The 16,355-nt window shown below is 71.1% G+C and carries 14 protein-coding genes and 2 pseudogenes; 6 read left to right on the top strand and 10 right to left on the bottom strand.

Annotated elements, in window-relative coordinates; translation table 11 throughout:
- Window positions 1-15: 15 nt before the first annotated feature.
- The gene (locus QFZ75_RS10155; protein WP_307535731.1) at window positions 16-924 is read right to left on the bottom strand and encodes a hypothetical protein; all 909 of its coding nucleotides are present in this window, start codon (window positions 922-924) and stop codon (window positions 16-18) included.
- The gene (locus QFZ75_RS10150; protein WP_307535729.1) at window positions 921-1,958 is read right to left on the bottom strand and encodes an SPFH domain-containing protein; all 1,038 of its coding nucleotides are present in this window, start codon (window positions 1,956-1,958) and stop codon (window positions 921-923) included. The genes QFZ75_RS10155 and QFZ75_RS10150 overlap by 4 nt, the downstream gene beginning before the upstream one ends.
- Window positions 1,959-2,131: 173 nt before the next feature.
- On the opposite strand from QFZ75_RS10150, the gene QFZ75_RS10145 reads away from it, so the two are divergent.
- Window positions 2,132-3,358, top strand: a complete 1,227-nt coding sequence (locus QFZ75_RS10145) for an arginine deiminase (protein ID WP_307535728.1) — start codon at window positions 2,132-2,134, stop codon at window positions 3,356-3,358.
- Window positions 3,359-3,483: 125 nt separating this feature from the next.
- On the top strand, window positions 3,484-4,491 hold the full coding sequence (gene argF, locus QFZ75_RS10140; protein ID WP_307535725.1) for an ornithine carbamoyltransferase: 1,008 nt from the start codon (window positions 3,484-3,486) through the stop codon (window positions 4,489-4,491).
- Window positions 4,492-4,557: 66 nt separating this feature from the next.
- Here the strand turns inward: argF and QFZ75_RS10135 are convergent, their stop codons facing one another.
- The 3 genes and pseudogenes from QFZ75_RS10135 to QFZ75_RS10125 all read right to left on the bottom strand — a co-directional run bounded on the left by QFZ75_RS10135 (window position 4,558) and on the right by QFZ75_RS10125 (window position 6,938).
- On the bottom strand, window positions 4,558-5,010 hold the full coding sequence (locus tag QFZ75_RS10135) for an ATP-binding protein (protein WP_307535722.1): 453 nt from the start codon (window positions 5,008-5,010) through the stop codon (window positions 4,558-4,560).
- A 353-nt stretch (window positions 5,011-5,363) separates the two neighbouring features.
- Window positions 5,364-5,929, bottom strand: a pseudogene (locus QFZ75_RS10130) (hypothetical protein); the annotation flags it as partial.
- Between the two features lie 55 nt (window positions 5,930-5,984).
- The gene (locus QFZ75_RS10125) at window positions 5,985-6,938 is read right to left on the bottom strand and encodes an AraC family transcriptional regulator (protein WP_307535720.1); all 954 of its coding nucleotides are present in this window, start codon (window positions 6,936-6,938) and stop codon (window positions 5,985-5,987) included.
- Between the two features lie 122 nt (window positions 6,939-7,060).
- Here QFZ75_RS10125 and QFZ75_RS10120 point away from each other — a divergent pair, with 122 nt between their 5' ends.
- Entirely contained in the window at window positions 7,061-7,813 is a 753-nt protein-coding gene (locus tag QFZ75_RS10120; protein WP_307535718.1) for an SDR family NAD(P)-dependent oxidoreductase, read from the top strand.
- 190 nt (window positions 7,814-8,003) lie between these two features.
- On the opposite strand, the gene QFZ75_RS10115 is transcribed toward QFZ75_RS10120, so the two are convergent.
- The 3 genes and pseudogenes from QFZ75_RS10115 to QFZ75_RS10110 form a co-directional block, all read right to left on the bottom strand.
- A complete protein-coding gene (locus QFZ75_RS10115; RefSeq protein ID WP_307535716.1) occupies window positions 8,004-8,276 on the bottom strand; it encodes a Tn3 family transposase in 273 nt (90 codons plus the stop codon).
- 58 nt (window positions 8,277-8,334) lie between these two features.
- Window positions 8,335-8,454: pseudogene (locus tag QFZ75_RS41100) on the bottom strand (Tn3 family transposase); the annotation flags it as partial.
- 353 nt (window positions 8,455-8,807) lie between these two features.
- Window positions 8,808-9,638 carry a PaaX family transcriptional regulator C-terminal domain-containing protein gene (locus QFZ75_RS10110; RefSeq protein WP_307535714.1) on the bottom strand — a complete coding sequence of 277 codons (831 nt, stop codon included), beginning with the start codon at window positions 9,636-9,638 and terminating at the stop codon, window positions 8,808-8,810.
- Between the two features lie 307 nt (window positions 9,639-9,945).
- Between QFZ75_RS10110 and QFZ75_RS10105 the strand changes: the two genes are divergently transcribed.
- The gene (locus QFZ75_RS10105) at window positions 9,946-10,386 is read left to right on the top strand and encodes a DUF6299 family protein (protein WP_307535712.1); all 441 of its coding nucleotides are present in this window, start codon (window positions 9,946-9,948) and stop codon (window positions 10,384-10,386) included.
- 634 nt (window positions 10,387-11,020) lie between these two features.
- On the opposite strand, the gene QFZ75_RS10100 is transcribed toward QFZ75_RS10105, so the two are convergent.
- Window positions 11,021-11,260 carry a DUF5999 family protein gene (locus QFZ75_RS10100; protein WP_307535710.1) on the bottom strand — a complete coding sequence of 80 codons (240 nt, stop codon included), beginning with the start codon at window positions 11,258-11,260 and terminating at the stop codon, window positions 11,021-11,023.
- A 387-nt stretch (window positions 11,261-11,647) separates the two neighbouring features.
- Here QFZ75_RS10100 and QFZ75_RS10095 point away from each other — a divergent pair, with 387 nt between their 5' ends.
- On the top strand, window positions 11,648-14,434 hold the full coding sequence (locus QFZ75_RS10095; RefSeq protein WP_307535709.1) for a hypothetical protein: 2,787 nt from the start codon (window positions 11,648-11,650) through the stop codon (window positions 14,432-14,434).
- 298 nt (window positions 14,435-14,732) lie between these two features.
- Window positions 14,733-15,182 carry a hypothetical protein gene (locus tag QFZ75_RS10085; protein ID WP_307535708.1) on the top strand — a complete coding sequence of 150 codons (450 nt, stop codon included), beginning with the start codon at window positions 14,733-14,735 and terminating at the stop codon, window positions 15,180-15,182.
- A gap of 156 nt (window positions 15,183-15,338) precedes the next feature.
- Here the strand turns inward: QFZ75_RS10085 and QFZ75_RS10080 are convergent, their stop codons facing one another.
- Entirely contained in the window at window positions 15,339-16,292 is a 954-nt protein-coding gene (locus QFZ75_RS10080) for an AraC family transcriptional regulator (RefSeq protein ID WP_307535706.1), read from the bottom strand.
- Window positions 16,293-16,355: the final 63 nt, after the last annotated feature.

Genomic DNA, 16,355 nt, shown 5'->3' with positions numbered 1-16,355 from the left:
CCGTTTCCGCCCCCCTCACCCCACCAACCGCAGCCTCCGCCCGCACACCCCCACCCGCACCACCTGCCCCCATGTGAGTTCCAGCGCGTCCCCCTCCATCCCGTCCCCGAACACGATCAGTCGTTCGGACTCGGCGGTGAGGGTGAGGCGGGCCGCGGCGGACAGCCGGCCGGCCACCTGGGACGTGCCGGTGGCCGGAGAGGGCCACGCCTCACGGACGAACCACACCAGACGGTCCTCCGTGGGGCCGGGGAGGGGCAGGGGGGCACCCCGCCCCTCCCACACCGACCGGATCCACCCGGTCGCCCCCGTCCCGGTCCCCACCAGCACCCCGGACGAGGCCTGGGCCTCGACGGCGCCTCCGCCGTCCCCATCGCCCTCCACCCCCAGCCGGTACCGAGCCGTCTGGTGTCCCGCCGCGCCCAGGTAGATCTCGTTCAGCGCGAGCAGCCGCTGCGTGTCGTCGGCCACCGCCTCGACCATGGTGAGTTCGTCGGCCCGTGTTCCGGCGGCGAGGGCGGCGCGCAGCAACTTGCCGGCGTCCGCGGGCCGGTGGCGTACCAGGACACCGGGATTGCGCCCCGGCTCCGAGTCGATGCCCACCACCGGCTGTCCGTCCAGGTACTTGGCCACGTTCGCGACCAGTCCGTCCTGGCCGACCACGACCACCACGTCCTCCGGCGCGAACAGGAACCGGTCCAGGTCGGCCCGTTCGACCCGGCTCTGACGCCAGGTCAGTGGAATCGCGGAGGTCACGTCCGACAGCGCGTGCCGGGTGCGGCGGTGGCGTTCGGCGACCTCCTCGATGTCCCGGCCGCGGGAGGAGAGGAAGAAGGCGGCCTGCCCGTGCGTGCCGTGGTGGGCCACCAGTTCCTCGTACTCCGTGGTGCGGTGCACGATCACGACCCGGGGGGCGAGGCTCATGTCCCGTCCCGGACACCCAGCTTGGCCAGCAGGCCGGTCAGTACGTCCGGCGAGACGGTCAGGCTGTCGATGCTGGGCAGGTTCTCCGCCAGCCGCGTCCCGGTCAGCGCGTGCAGGAGGGCCACGTCGACCTCGGCGTGCACCCCCAGCCAGGCGGCCTGGGCCTGCGCCCGCGCCTGACCCACCTCGCGCGCGGCCTCCGCCTCGGCCCGCGCGAGCCGCACGGACCGCTCGGCCTCCGCCGCGGCCAGCTTCACCGACCGGGCGGCCTCCGCGTCGGCGCGTACCGCGTCCGCCGCCGCGTGCTCCTCCGCCTCGCGGCGGGTGTTCGTACCGCGCTGGTCGACCAACTGCTCCTCGCGCCGGGCGAGTTCGATCTGGCTCGCCAGCTCGTTCTCGGCGATCGTCCGCTCCCGCTCGACGGCCACGGCCCGCCGCTCGTACGTGGCGCGGTCCGCCTCCTGCTGGATCTGCTCGCGGGCCGGCGTGCGCAGGGCCCGCTCCACCTCGGGCTCCGGGCGCAGGGCGACCACCCGTACGGCCACCACCTCGATGCCGGTCGCGGGCAGCCGCGGCTCCGCGGCGAGCCCCGCCGCGACCCTCTCCCGTACCGACGCCACACCGTCGACCAGCGCCGAGGCCAGCGTCGTACGGGCCAGCACGTCCAGTGCGTGCTGCTGGGCCGTCTCGGTCAGCAGGGTGCCCAGCTGCTCCAGCGGAGCGCCCCGCCACACCCCGGTGTCGGGATCGACGGAGAAGTCCAGGCGGGCCGCGGCGAGTGCCGGGTCGCTGACCCGGTAGGTGACGGTCGCCTGCACCGCCACGTCCTGGAAGTCGGACGTACGGGCGTGGAACGTCATCGCCAACTCGCGGTCGTCCACCGGTACCTCGGACAGGGCGGCGCTCAGCGCGCGGTACCAGAAGCTGAGTCCGGGACCGTCGTGCAGCAGCTCTCCGCCGCGGTGGTGCCTGATGTGCGCGGTCGGAGCGCCGCGCAGGTGGCGCCAGCCCAGGCGCCGGGTGATGTCGGCCATCGGATTCCTCGTTCCCCCTCGGTTTTTCGTCTCTTCGACGATAACGGGTCGTTCCGTTTATCGTCAAGAGGACGACAAGGGGCACGGGGGGAGGAGGTGGGAGGGGGGCGCGGGAAATCGAAGAAATGGCCGACCGGTGGGTCAACCGGGCCCCCGGTGGTCAGGATGGAGTCATGGGATTCCACGTCGACTCCGAGGCCGGGCGGCTGCGCCGCGTCATCCTGCACCGGCCGGACATCGAGCTCAAGAGGCTCACCCCCAGCAACAAGGACGCCCTGCTCTTCGACGACGTGCTCTGGGTGCGCCGGGCGCGCGCCGAGCACGACGGGTTCGCGGACGTGCTGCGCGACCGCGGAGTCACCGTCCACCTCTTCGGCGACCTGCTCACGGAGACCATGGCCATCGCGGAGGCCCGGTCGCTCGTACTGGACCGGGTCTTCGACGAGAAGGAGTACGGACCGCTCGCCACCGACCACCTGCGGGCCGCCTTCGAGGGTCTGCTGGCCGCCGAACTGGCCGAGGCGCTGGTCGGCGGGATGACCAAGCGGGAGTTCCTCGAGGCGCACCCCGAGCCGACGTCCGTGCGCTTCCACGTCATGGACCTCGACGACTTCCTGCTCGGACCGCTGCCCAACCACCTCTTCACCCGCGACACCTCCGCCTGGATCTACGACGGCGTCTCCATCAACGCCATGCGCTGGCCCGCCCGCAGGCGCGAGACCGTGCACTTCGAGGCGATCTACCGGCACCACCCGCTGTTCCGCGCGGAGACCTTCCACGTGTGGTCCGAGGGCCAGGCCGACTATCCGTCGACCATCGAGGGCGGCGACGTGCTGGTCATCGGCAACGGCGCCGTGCTCATCGGCATGAGCGAGCGCACGACCCCGCAGGCCGTGGAGATGCTCGCGCACAAGCTCTTCGCCACCGGCTCGGCGCAGACGATCGTGGCCCTCGACATGCCGAAGAGGCGGGCGCTCATGCACCTCGACACGGTGATGACGATGGTCGACGGCGACACCTTCACCCAGTACGCCGGCCTCGGCATGCTCCGCTCGTACACCATCGAGCCGGGTGTCGGCGACAAGGAGCTGAAGGTCACCGACCATCCGCCGGAGCACATGCACCGCGCGATCGCCGCGGCGCTCGGACTGGACCGGATCCGCGTGCTGACCGCCACCCAGGACGTCCATGCCGCCGAGCGGGAGCAGTGGGACGACGGCTGCAACGTCCTCGCGGTCGAGCCCGGTGTCGTCGTCGCGTACGAGCGGAACCAGACCACCAACACGCACCTGCGCAAGCAGGGCATCGAGGTCATCGAGATCCCTGGCAGCGAGCTGGGGCGGGGGAGGGGCGGCCCGCGCTGTATGAGCTGTCCGGTCCAGCGGGATCCCGTGGGGTAGCCGGTGCCGGTGCCGGTGCCGGTGGCGGCCACCAGGGGCGGAGGCGGGGACCGGGGCTGTATAGAAATGTGGGGCGTCGTATATAATTTCAAGAGTCCCTGTTTACGTAACCCTGGAGCGCCCCCATGGCGACAGTCCCGTACGCCCTCGCCGGCCGCCATTTCCTGAAGGAGCTGGACTTCTCGCGGGAGGAGTTCCGCGGCCTGCTCGGGCTCGCCGCCGAGCTGAAGGCGGCGAAGAAGGCCGGGACGGAGACCCAGCACCTGCGGGGCCGGAACATAGCGCTGATCTTCGAGAAGACGTCGACGCGCACGCGCTGCGCCTTCGAGGTCGCGGCGGCGGACCAGGGTGCGTCGACCACGTACCTGGACCCGTCCGGCTCGCAGATGGGGCACAAGGAGTCCGTGAAGGACACCGCGCGGGTGCTCGGCCGGATGTACCACGCGATCCAGTACCGGGGGGACAGCCAGGAGAGCGTCGAGGAACTGGCCGCCCACGCCGGCGTGCCCGTCTACAACGGCCTGACCGACGCCTGGCACCCGACCCAGATGCTGGCCGACGTGCTCACGATGACCGAGCACTCGGCCAAGCCGCTGGACGAGATCGCCTTCGCGTACCTCGGCGACGCCCGCTTCAACATGGGCAACTCGTACCTGGTCACCGGCGCGCTGCTCGGCATGGACGTACGGATCGTCGCGCCGAAGGCCTACTGGCCCGCCGAGGAGGTCGTGGCGCGGGCACGCGGGCTCGCCGAGGGCAGCGGGGCGCGGATCACGCTCACCGAGGACGTCGCCGAAGGTGTCCTGGGGGCCGATTTCGTCGGCACGGACGTGTGGGTGTCCATGGGGGAGCCCAAGGAGGTCTGGGACGAGCGGATCGTCGCACTGGGTCCGTACGCCGTGACGATGGACGTCCTGCGGGCCACCGGCAACGCGGACGTCAAGTTCCTGCACTGCCTGCCCGCCTTCCACGACCTGGGCACCAAGGTCGGCCGCGAGATACACGAGCGGCACGGCCTGGACTCCCTGGAGGTCACCGACGAGGTCTTCGAGTCGGCGCACTCGGTCGTCTTCGACGAGGCGGAGAACCGGCTGCACACGATCAAGGCGGTCCTGGTGTCGACGCTGGCCTGAGCGCCGTCACGCCACGTCGGGGACTGTCACGCCGCCTCGGCGGAGGTCATGCCGCTTCGAGGGCGGTCATGACGGCGTCCGCTGGTGCGGTACGGCCGGGAGCCGGAACCAGACCGCCTTGCCGGACTCCGTGGGGCGGTGGCCGCACGACGAGCTGAGGGTGCGGATCAGCAGCAGCCCGCGGCCGTGCTCCTGCCAGGGGTCGGGCTCGCACAGCGGGTCGGGGACGGTGAGGTCGCCCGGCGGGGCCGGATCGGGATCGTGCACCTCGACCTGGCACCCGGTGGGCAGCAGTTCCACGACGAGCTCTATGGGCGCGTCGCCCGTGGTGTGCTCCACGGCGTTGGCCACCAGTTCGGCGGTGAGCAGCTCCGCGGTGTCGCTGTCGGCGGCATGCTCGATCTCGGCGAGCGCGGTACGCACCAGGGCGCGGGCGACCGGCACGGCCGCGACGGTGTGCGGCAGGGCGATGCGCCAGGAGGCTGGGGCGTGGGGCTCGTGCAAGGCGGATCCGTTCATGGAGCAGAATGTCCTGCTTTCAACTTTAGAAAGGGTACGTCGCTGCCCGACAGAGGCGCTCGGCGGGCATTGTCCGGGACGTTCGGCCTGGTAGCAGGAAGGTTCGCAGTGCCTACCCGGAGGAACGGCCCGCTCCCTCGGACCGCTCCCGCCGTTACCGGGTCATCGACGATTCGTGACTCGGTGACCGGTTCCGTAACGCCGGCAGGGCGCTGGCGGGCACCGGCAGGCACCGGTAGGCACTGACAGGCACCGGTAGGCACTGACAGGCACTGACAGAGCGCCGGACAGCATGAGGCCGGGCACCCCGTCGCTCGGTGCCCGGCCTCATGCTGTCCAGCTCGTACCGGTGCTCAGCCGGGGGAGGCGGCCTCGCCCAGGTCGACCATGCCCGCCGTCAGCGTCGCCCCGTCCGCGGGGTCGATCAGGATGAACGCTCCCGTACGACGGCTGTACGCATAGTCGTCGAGCGCGAGCGGCTCGGCGGTGCGCAGGGTGATCCGGCCCAGGTCGTTCGCGCCGAGCGCGACGTCACCCCCTGCCGTTTTCGGCCCCGGCCGGCCGGAGGCGTCCCCTCCGGTGAGCTCCCGCACGATCGCCTTCACCGTGCGGGTCGTGTGCCTGACCAGGACACGGTCGCCGACGCGCAGCAGCCGGTCGGCCGGATGGCAGACGGCGGCCCGGACGTCCCGGACGTCCCGGACGAGCGCGGGCGCGTCAGGACCGCTGGTGATCATGTCGCCGCGCAAGACGTCGAGCCGGTCCGCGAGCCGCAGGGTCAGCGACTGCGCCGCGTACGCCTCCCGCACCTCCCGGCCGAGTACGTCGATGCCCTCGATACCGGACGACCGGCCGGGAGGTGGACGGTCACGCCGTCGCCCACGCGCAGCGAGCCGGAGGCCACCTGGCCCGGAGAACCTGATTTCGATCCCTGGCTGTGGGCTTCGAGAACGGGTACTCGTCGCGGTACGGGGTCAGTGGCCCTGATCCGGACGGCCGTTGACCGCGCAGGTTGATGTTTCGCGGAATTGTTTGGGTGAGGAACCGACCACGCGGCGGAATGCGGTGCTGAACGCGCTTTCGGATTTGTAGCCGATCGTGAACGCGAGTTCGGAGATCGTTCGTGTGCCGCGGCTCAGGGCGTCGCGGGCGAGGCTCATTCTCCACTGGATCAGATAGTCCAGCGGGGTGGTTCCAACCCGGCTCTTGAAGGATGAGGCGAACGCGGAACGTGACATGTGGCTGATACCGGCAAGCTCTTTGAGTGTCCAGGGGTGTGCCGCGTCGGTGTGCATGGCGCGAAGTGCGGCACCGATGCCGTCGTCGTTGAGCGCTCCCAGCCAGCCGGTGGGCTGATCGGCCTGTTCGGCGTGGGCGCGCAGCATGTGGACGAATAGGACCTGTGCGAGGTGGTTCAGGACGAGAGAGCTGCCGGCGGCGGCGGTCCTGGTCTCGGAGACCAGGAGCTCGCTGAGGTGTGCCAGGAGCTTGCCGCGGGGATCTGCGGCACGGACAAGCACGAGCAGCGGTAGGACTTGGGTCAGGGCTGGGGCGTTCGTGTCCTCGAACGAGAAGTACCCGCCGCAGAGGTATGTGTCTTCCTCGGCCTCCGGGCCGATGCGTACGACACCGTCCCTGGCGCTCCCCCACACCGGCTTCGCGGGGCGCGACGGTGCGGTGAGCGTGCTGGCCAGGACGTAGGGCGGGGGGTTGCCCAGCAGGTAGAAGTCGCCCTCTTCCAGCAGTACGGGCTTGTGCCCGTCAAGGGTCAGCCAGCACGTGCCGCGCGCGACGACGCCAAGCTTGACATCCGAGGGCTGGTCGAAGCGCAGCGCCCAGGGGCCCGCCGCATGGAGACCGGGGTCGATCACGGTGCGAGGGCGCAGAAGGCCGATGGCGTCGGTGATCGGATCGCCGGAGCCGAGCATGCGCTCCTCCCTTCTGGACGATACGTAAAGAAATAAGGACTATATGTGATGCACTGTACCGGCGCGTTCCTGAAGGATGGCTATCGAAGCAGGTCAACACAGAGGGCTATGGAGGCACTCGCATGGGACAGCTTGAGGGCAGGACGGCTGTGGTCACCGGCGGCAGCACCGGAATCGGTCTGGCCACCGCCGCACGTCTGGCGGACGAGGGCGCGCACGTGTTCATCACAGGCCGGCGCAAGACCGAGTTGGATGCCGCCATCGAGACCATCGGAACATCCAGGGCCACCGCGGTGGACGGCGACATCTCCGAGGCAGCCGACCTGGACCGGCTCTACGACGCGGTCCGCGCCCGGGGACAGGGACTGGACGTGCTCGTCGCGAACGCGGCGGTCGGTGCGTTTGGCACGCTGGAGCAGACCACCGAAGACCACTTCGACCAGACCTTCGGAGTCAACGTCCGGGGCACTCTGTTCACCGTGCAGAAGGCGCTCCCGCTGCTCAATGACGGCGCCTCGGTCATCCTGATCTCCTCCACAGCCGCCGACAACGGCATGGAGGCGTTCGGTGCGTACGCCGCGTCCAAGGCCGCCGTTCGGTCATTCGCGCGGACATGGTCCAACGAACTCAAGGGCCGGGGCATCAGGGTCAACGCGGTGTCGCCGGGCGGGGTCGAGACTCCCGGACTCGCCAATATTCTCGGTGGCGAGGAGACACTGTCCGCCGTCAAGGAGAACGTCGCCGCGACCGTGGCCAAGGGCCGCATAGGGCGTCCTGAGGAGGTCGCCGCCGCCGTGGCGTTCCTGGCTTCCGGACAGAGCAGCTACATCGTCGGCGCGAACATCTACGTCGACGGCGGGCAGAACCAGATCTGAGAACTTGATTTCGATCCTGAGTCGTTGACCCACCCCGGCATTCCTTGCTGAGACGGGAAGCGGTGGCTGACCGCATGTTCGCGCGAGCACCTGGCTGACCTGGTCGAACAGTGCAAACGGCGCCCGTTCGTGGACGCCGAGCTGGTGGCCTGGGTCACCGCCACCGCGTCGTTGGCGGGACTGGACAGCCTTATGCGTCCGCACCTTCCTCAGCCGGCTCCTCATCGCCCGCTGTACGAGGGCTGGACACCGTGACCGGGGTGAGCAGGGTGGCCCACTCCGTTTCGCCGAGGATGTCTTGGAGCATCAGGGTGTTCACGTAGACCAGGGCCGATTGCAGAATCCGCAGGCACAGCACGAACATCTCCTGCTCGTCGCGCCGGTTCGAGAAGATGGTCTTCTGGGCACGGCCGACCTCCAGCATCGCCGCGTAGGTGGGGTGGGAGGCGCTGCGGGTGGGCATCCGGCTCGCCGGCCACCGGCCGGTACAGCTTCACCTTGTTGATCCGTTTGATACGCGGCAGCAGGTCGAAGTTCAGCAATCGCGTGATGCCGAACCCGATTTCCGACTGGCCGTGCGAGTCCGTGTAGTTGGCCTCCACGTCCATCGTCGTTCCGTGCTGCATCGCGCCCTCGATCATCGCGGCGACCTCGGGGGCGGTGCAGTTGATCAGCTGGGAGTGGATGGCCAGCGACTTCTTTCCACGTGCCAGTAGATGAGCACCCCACGGCCGCCGTGCCGGTCCGTGGCGAGGTCCCCGGGACCCGGACATCGGTACACCGGGGTGGGCCGCTTCCCGGATCTCGTCCCGGCGCACCTGAAGGCCGGTGGTGGCGGAGAGCGCCCGGTTCAGATTCCCCATCAGACTCATGCGTCCCGACGCTAGGTAGTAAAGGATTATGAGAGGAGGGACTGAACAGCCTGAGCGTTCCCTTAGCGGCCGTGAACGGGGTGCAGCAGCGGCCGTGAAGAGGGCTCAGTTCACCCGGCGCCTCAGTTCGCGGGCACCGCCGGTACGCCCGCGAAGGCCGCTCCGGCGTTCCGCAGCCGCTCGTGCAGGGCACGGAAGACGGCCGCCGAACGCGAACCCGGCCAGTTCTGCGGCAGCAGTGCGGAAGGGAGCCCCGGATCGGCGTACGGGAGGTGGCGCCAGGAGTCCAGGGCGAGCAGGTAGTCGCGGTACGCCTCCTCGGCCGGCGTGTCGGTCCGCGCCTCCCAGCTGTGCAGCACGCGCACGTGACGGTCGAGGAACGCCTCGTGCTGCTTGGCGATCGCGGCGAGGTCCCACCAGCGTGCGACGGCCTCCGCGGTCGGCGCGTACCCGAGGTGCTCGGCGCGGAACAGCTCCACGTACGGGTCGAGGCCCAGCCGTTCCAGCGTGTGACGGGTCTCCTCGTGGAGGCGGGCCGGGGCGATCCACACCCCGGGGGCGGCCGTCCCGAAGCCGAGGCCGGCCAGGCGTGAACGCAGCACGTGCCGTTTCTGCCGCTCGGACTCCGGCACGGAGAACACGGCGAGCACCCAGGCGTCGTCCTCGGGCGGCGAGGCCGCGTAGACCCGGCGGTCGCCGTCGTCGAGGAGCTGGCGCGCGTCCGGCGACAGGACGTATCCGGCGGCGCCGGCCGCGGTACGGGCCGGCAGGAGCAGTCCGCGGCGTTTGAGCCTGGACACCGACGAACGCACGGCGGGTGCGTCCACACCGGCCGCGGCGAGGAGCCGGATCAGGTCCGCCACGGGAACGGGCCCGGGGGCGAAGCGGCCGTACGCGCCGTAGAAGGTGACGATGAGGGACCGGGGGGCGTGCTGCTCGGACACGTTGATCACTTTAGATCGTCACCGTCATGAGGGACCGCCTCCAGGGCCGGGGAATCCTCCCGTCGAGGAGAACCGGCCACCACGGTGATCAAGCGGGGCCGGCGGAATCTGCCGTGTATGCGCGTGTCCCTACGTCCGGCTACGTGTGCGGTTACGCGAACGGACCTGTACGAGGACTCCGTGCGGCCGTCGGCCCGCCACCGCAGGGGTGAGCTCACCACCAAAGGGGTGAGGTTCGCCGCCGAAGGGGCGAGGATGACGCGCGCGGTCGCGCCGGGCAGGTACGTGTAAAAGCCCCACTCCAGGAGGTACTCCGATGCGATTGCACCAGGTCATGGGCACAGCCGCCGCTGCGGCACTGCTGCTGCTCGCCGCTCCGTCCGCAGGCGCGCTGCCCCAGCAGGCCGGTCCCGCCGGGCTGTCGGAGACGGTGACGGTCGATTCGATCGGCCGTCTCGCCGCGGACGGCACCATCACACTGTCCGGCACCTACCGCTGCACGGGCGGCAGCGGCCCGGTCTTCGTCAGTTCCTCCCTGAGCCAGGGCGGGAGCGGCCTGCGCACGGGCATCGGCGGCACCACCGCGCTCTGTGACGGCGCGGAGCACCCCTGGGCGAACACCGGCCGTACGGATCCGGGCCGGTTCAAGGCCGGCGCGGCGAAGGTCGAGGCGACGGTGATGGAACTCCGCTCCGGCGGCCTGCTGCTGCCGCTGTTCCACGCGGCACACGAGCAGGACGTGACGCTCGTCGACTGACGCGGATCGGCGCGGATCGGCGCGGATCGGCGTGGCCTGACGCCGCTGGGCACACGCCACGCGGCCCCGGCCCCTCCCCGCCGCCGAGCCCTCTGCGGCCCGGCGGCGGGCCGGTCCCTGCTGGAAAAGAACTGATCTCAGCTGAGCCTGTTCTTCCACCCCGGTCGGTGAGACATCGCGTATCGCTGCAGGTGACGGACGGGGCACCTACGTTCTCCTGGCTCCGGTGCGGACCTCAAGAACCCGCAGAGCGGCGCTCTCCGGGGCGTGCGGCTGCTGGGAAAGGCGGCAACCACCGGTCGGCGCGGAGCACGGTGACGGCCTTCTGCACGATGTCGGCCAGCTGGTTGCCGGTTGCCGGTGGGCTGCGGGAAGAAGTACGCCTTCGACAGGGCGTTGCTGCCGTCGATCGTCCTGGAGGCGTCAGTAGTTCACGCGTCGACCGGGTGCGCGCCGCAGACGATTCCGCCGCACGGGTGGGCGCCGCCACAGCCGTGGGTGTCGCGGGAGGTGGGGACGGCGATGCTTGAAGAAGCTCCATGGCGTCGCGTGCCCGACTGCCGGCCTTGACGCGACCGGCGCACATCACGATGTATCAGTAGAATCCGGTGAAAATCGGTGCTACACGCCGATATCAGGCGGCGACAGCCAGCTGCTCGACCGGCTCGACCGGCTCGACCGGCACCCGATGAGGGCCGACGACCCGCCCGTCGGGCAGGAGAGCACCGGTGTCGTCGAAGACGATCGCGCCGTCGCACAGCAGGTACCAACCCTGCTCGGGGTGCGCTGCGACGATGTGCGCGTCGTCGCGGTCGGAGCGCTCCGACCGCTCGGAGCGGTTGGCGGACGGGCACGAAAGCTGGTGAGAACACATGGTGGGCCTCCACGTGCGCGAGAGTCGGACGGCGTTTTCGTCGTCCGTACGGATAGACCATGCGCTCACCGCGGACTCATCGGAACAGCCGGACGGGAAGCGTGACAACACGCGGACAACACACGGACGGCGTACGGACGAGCCCGGGACGGACGGGACCTGTGATTGCAGGAGGAGGTGCCCGGGGTGTTCGGGCCGCGCGACGACGTACCGGAGTGTCTCCGAGAGCCGGAGAGCGCTCGGCCGCACTGGCCTGATCGCGTCGCCCGCCCGCTGCCGGCGTCTCCTCACAGACAACCCACAGGCGCTCCTCTCCCGTCCTAGGTGACGCGAGAGGCGCCCGGGACCGACGGGAGGTCTGCGTACAGGGTGGCGAGGAGAGGATCATTGATCCGTACCCGGCGAATAGGTGTGACCGCCGTGGCGGTGCTGGCGGCCCTGGCGGGCCCGTCCGGACCGGCACAGGCCGAACAGCCGCACGAGTCCGGCCTGCTGAGCGCGAAGGACGACAGGGCGGACGACAACCCGCTTCCGCCGGGATGGCGGATCGACGGGGCGGGCGGGGCGCGTGAGCTGGTCTGGCGTGCGCCGGAGGCTGTGCCCATGGGGGACGCGCGGGTCGAGTTCCGCACCGGGGACCGGCTGCTCGGGATCCCGAAGCCGGCGAGGGACGGACGGACCTTCCGGCTCGCCCTCGGCGAGGCGCGGTCCGAGCAGCTGACGGACCTCCAGGTGACGGCCGCGGGGCGCCGGCTGGACGCGGCGGCCGACGACACGCGCAAACCCGGCTCGCACGTGGCACGGATGCCCCCGCAGGCGCCGGCGAACGGCGTCGACCCGGGCGGACCCGGCTCGTACCGCACGGTCACCGGACAGTACGAACTCGACCCGGTGCGCCTGCCCGGGTTCGACACCCCGGTGGAGATGACCGCCGAGGTGGTGGCGCCGAAGGGTGCCACCGGCAGCCGGCCGCTCGCGCTGTTCCTGCACGGCCGCCACAACACCTGCTACAAGCCGGGCTCCGAGGACGACGTGAGCGGCGACTGGCCCTGTACGGACGGCTACAAGCCGATCCCGAGCCACCTGGGCTACCTGCGCGACCAGCAACTGCTGGCCTCCCAGGGCTATGTGACGGTGTCGATCTCGGCGAACGGCATCAACGCCCAGGACGGGGAGGCCGAGGACGCCGGCGCGCAGGCACGTTCCTCGCTGGTACGGCAGCACCTCGCCCACTGGGCCGACTGGACCGCCCACCGCTCCGCCGCCCCGGCCGTCGTACGCGAGGCGCCGAAGGCGGACCTCTCCCGTGTCCTGCTCGTCGGACACTCGCGCGGTGGCGAGGGCGTCAACCGGGCCGCCATGGACAGCCTCTACCCGCCGCCGGCCGCCGAGGACGGCTACCGGGGCCCGGTGCGCTGGAAGGTGCGCGGGACGGTGCTGATCGGACCGACGATCTTCGGCCAGAATCCGGTCGCCGACGTGCCGTCCGTGACGCTGCTGCCGGGCTGCGACGGCGACGTGTGGGACCTGCAGGGCGAGAACTTCGTCGACGGGACGCGCGGGACCGGCCGGGGCACGGCGCTGCACAGCGCGGTCTACCTGGTCGGCGCCAACCACAACTACTTCAACAGCGAGTGGACCCCGGGCGAGGCCGTCGCACCGGCCAGGGACGACTTCAGGACCGATCCCGAGCAGCCGGACCCGGTGTGCGCGCCGGGCGCCGCGACCCGGCTGACCGCCGCCCAGCAGCACAAGGCGGGCGCCACGTACATCGCCGCCGCGGCCCGGCTCTTCCTCGCCGGGGACGACCGGGTGCGTCCGCTGCTCGACGGTTCCGGCCGGCGGGCCCCGTCCGCGGACCCGGCCCGGGCGCTGACCCACGCGGTCGGCGGCCGCCGCAGCGGCGGTTTCCTGCCGGACGGCGGGGCGAAGGTGACCGGCGCCGGCGCCCGGCTGTGTTCGGCGGTCGACCCCGACCCGGCCGTGGCCTGTCTGGACCCGGAGACCCCCGGATCGTCACCGCACTTCGCGTCGTGGGAGACGGAACGGGAGACCGGCCGCAGCGCGGTGGACCTGACGTGGTCCGCGCCGGGCACGGCCGCGCGTATCACCGCGGCCGAGCCGCTCTCCCTGCGCAGCTCCCGGAAGCTCGCGCTCCGGGTCTTCGTACCGCCGAACACGACCGGCACGAGGTTCGACGTGTCCGTCACCGACTCCTCCGGCCGTCGGGCGACGCTGGGTGCGGCCCAGGTGGACGGGCTCCCGGGCTCTTCGGACACCGCCTCCTACTGGGCTCAGGAACTGCGCGTCCCGCTGTCGGCCGCGACCCGGGCCGGCCTCGATCTCAGACATGTCGAGTCCCTTGAACTGACGCCCCGTTCGCGGTCCGGACGGGTCTGGCTGATGGACGCCTGGGGCTGGGCGCCGGGCACACCGGCGGTGCGGGCGGCCGCACTGCCGCGTGTCGACGTGGGCCGCACGACCGTCGAGGAGGGCGACTCCGGCACCCGCACCTACCGGATCCCGGTCGAGATCTCCGGCCACGGCAGCGGGCAGGTCCGCGTGTACGTCCTCGCCCCGGACAGCGGCCGGAGCGAGAACCGCCTGGTGACCGTACGGCCCGGCAGCGACGCGATCGACGTACCGGTCGAGGTGAAGGGCGACACGGTCTACGGCGGCGACGTGGACCATGCCATCGCCGTCAAGGCCGTCCGGGGCGCCGTCGTCGGCAAGCACCGGGGCGGGGTCACCGTCGAGAACGACGACCCCGAACCGGTGATCACCCTGTCGCCGGTCGCGGACCGGGTGACCGAGGGGGAGACGCTGACCTGGCGGCTGTCCCTGGACGCGCCCGCGGCGGTGGACATCTGGCAGCCGGTGCGGGTGCTCCCGGCCGCCGAGGGCGCCGAACTGTCCACCAAGGACGTGGACCCGCAGTGGCTCGAGGAGTGGTCCGGTGACGTGCCCGACCCCGAGCGGCCGCTGTCCGACGCGAACCTGTGGGTGTGGCTGAACATCCCGCCCGGGAGCACCGGTGTGGACTTCGCCGTGCCGACCGTGCGGGACCAGGTGGCCGAGCCCACGGAGTCGATGCGCCTCGCGCTGACCGACGACAACGCCAGGCCGCTGCCCGACAGGCCGGTGCTGACGGGGACGGTGCTCGACAAACCGTGAGCACGAGGTACGAGGGGGCGTGAGCGCCCTGCTGTGCTGCGGGGTCCGGGCGCGGGGTCCGGACCGTTCCGGACCCCGCGCTTCACGAGGTCACACGGATCTCGACCGTCCCGTCCGACTCCCGGCGCAGCAGGCCGCCGAAGAGCGTGAGCCGGCCGCAGATGCTGTACTTGCGGGCCAAGGGCTGCCGATGGCGGACGCTGGTCGCCGCGTCGACAGTCTCACCCAGCGTCCCCCCGGCGTCCCCCAGCGCCTTCCCAAGTGCCTTCCCCGGCACCGTACGCAGCGAGGAGTCGACATGCGCCGGGCCCTTCTCGCTTCGCTGCCGGCGCTGGCCCTGACCGGATGCTCGGTGTTCGGCCAGGACATGCCGTGCCGGCAGGCCGACGCGGACTCGCAGGTGTCCGCCGTGTGGCGGGCCGCCGACTTCGGCGGCCCGGACGAGGCGATGATCCGGCTGTGCGTGGACGACACCTGCGAGGAGCGGTCGTCGGGCGACCCCGACGACCCGTTCGTCCCGCTGACGGTCCGGCTCCCCGACGACGTAGGCGCGACCAGCGTGCCGGTGCGGCTCACGGTGACCTCCACGAAGAGCGGCGACACGGTCGTCGAGGACGGGACCCGGGCCGAGCTGACGGAGCAGCACCCCAACGGCACCTCCTGCCCGCCCACCGTGTGGACGGCGACGCTCCGCGCCCACCCCGAGAAGGGCCTCACCTCGCCGAAGGGAATGAAGCTCCAGCGCTGAGCGCTCCACGCGGGGCTCCCCGCGCCGAGCCCTGCGCGCCGAGCGCCCGCCCCGCCCTCGCAGCGCAGCTGTCCCGGAAGGGACCAGCGAATGCGGTGACCTGCCGCGATGAGTGGCTGATCACCATTGACCTGTGCGAATGATCTTCCAGCTGTTTCAGGTTCGCGGCGCCCCGGCTGCGGCGGCGCGGAACGTGCTGGGGCTCAGGCCTTTGTGCCGTTTGAACGCGGCGCTGAAGCCGAAGGCGTCGGCATAGCCGACGGACTTACCGATCCGGGCGATGCTGAGGTCGGTGTCGGCCAGAAGCGCCTCGGCCTCGTCCATGCGGCACTGTGTGAGGTAGGCGAGGGGCGGACGGCCCATCAGCTGGGTGAAGCGCTTGGCGAACAGCGCCCGTGAGACGCCGCTCCGCGTGGCCAGCGACGCCACCGTCCAGGCCCCGGCGGGCCGGTCGTGGAAGGCTTGCAGGGCGGGGGCGAGGACCGGGTCGGCAAGGCCCCGGTACCAACTGGGCGCGTCAGCGCCGGCCTGTTCGAACCAACTGCGCAAGGTGCACACCAGGGCCCAGTCGAGGAGCCGGTCCATCAGCGCCTGCGAACCGGCCGAGAGACGGGCGGCGTCGGCAGCGGCCGTCTCCAGCCATGCGCAGACCTCGACGTCCTCCTTGACCACCAGGACAGGCGGCAGGGCCCGCAGGAGCCGCTCGTGGCGGTGGCCCGAGGCGCGGTAGGCACCCACGATCAGCGCGGTCGCCTCCTTGGAGTCGGAGCCCCAACGGATACCGCCGAGTTCCTGGGCGGTGGGCTCGGTGCCCGTGGTGAAGCATGCGATCTCGTACGTGGCAGGGGAGCTGTGGACAGCGGTGGGATGGTCCGCGAGATGGAACGGCGCGGGACCGCGCACGATGGCCGTGTCGCCCAAGCCGACCGCTCGCTCGGTGCCGTCGGGCAGCAACAGGGTGCCCCCGCCGCGCAGCACGCTGATCATGGTGAGCGGTGCGTCGTCGGCGAAGCGAATCGTCCAGGGCGCCGTCAGCACGGCGTGGCTGACGACCGACCCCTCGGCCCGAATGCCGCTCAGGAGCGAACTCAAGGGATCCACGGAACGCATCGTAGACGATCTCCTATGTATCGGAGTGTTTCTCCCATGGATCATCTATGCCGCCGCGGCTGT

This window comes from Streptomyces sp. V3I8 (assembly GCF_030817535.1).
Lineage (GTDB): Bacteria > Actinomycetota > Actinomycetes > Streptomycetales > Streptomycetaceae > Streptomyces.
Note: the sequence above shows the minus strand (reverse complement) of the source record. Positions and strands in the feature narration are given on the sequence as shown.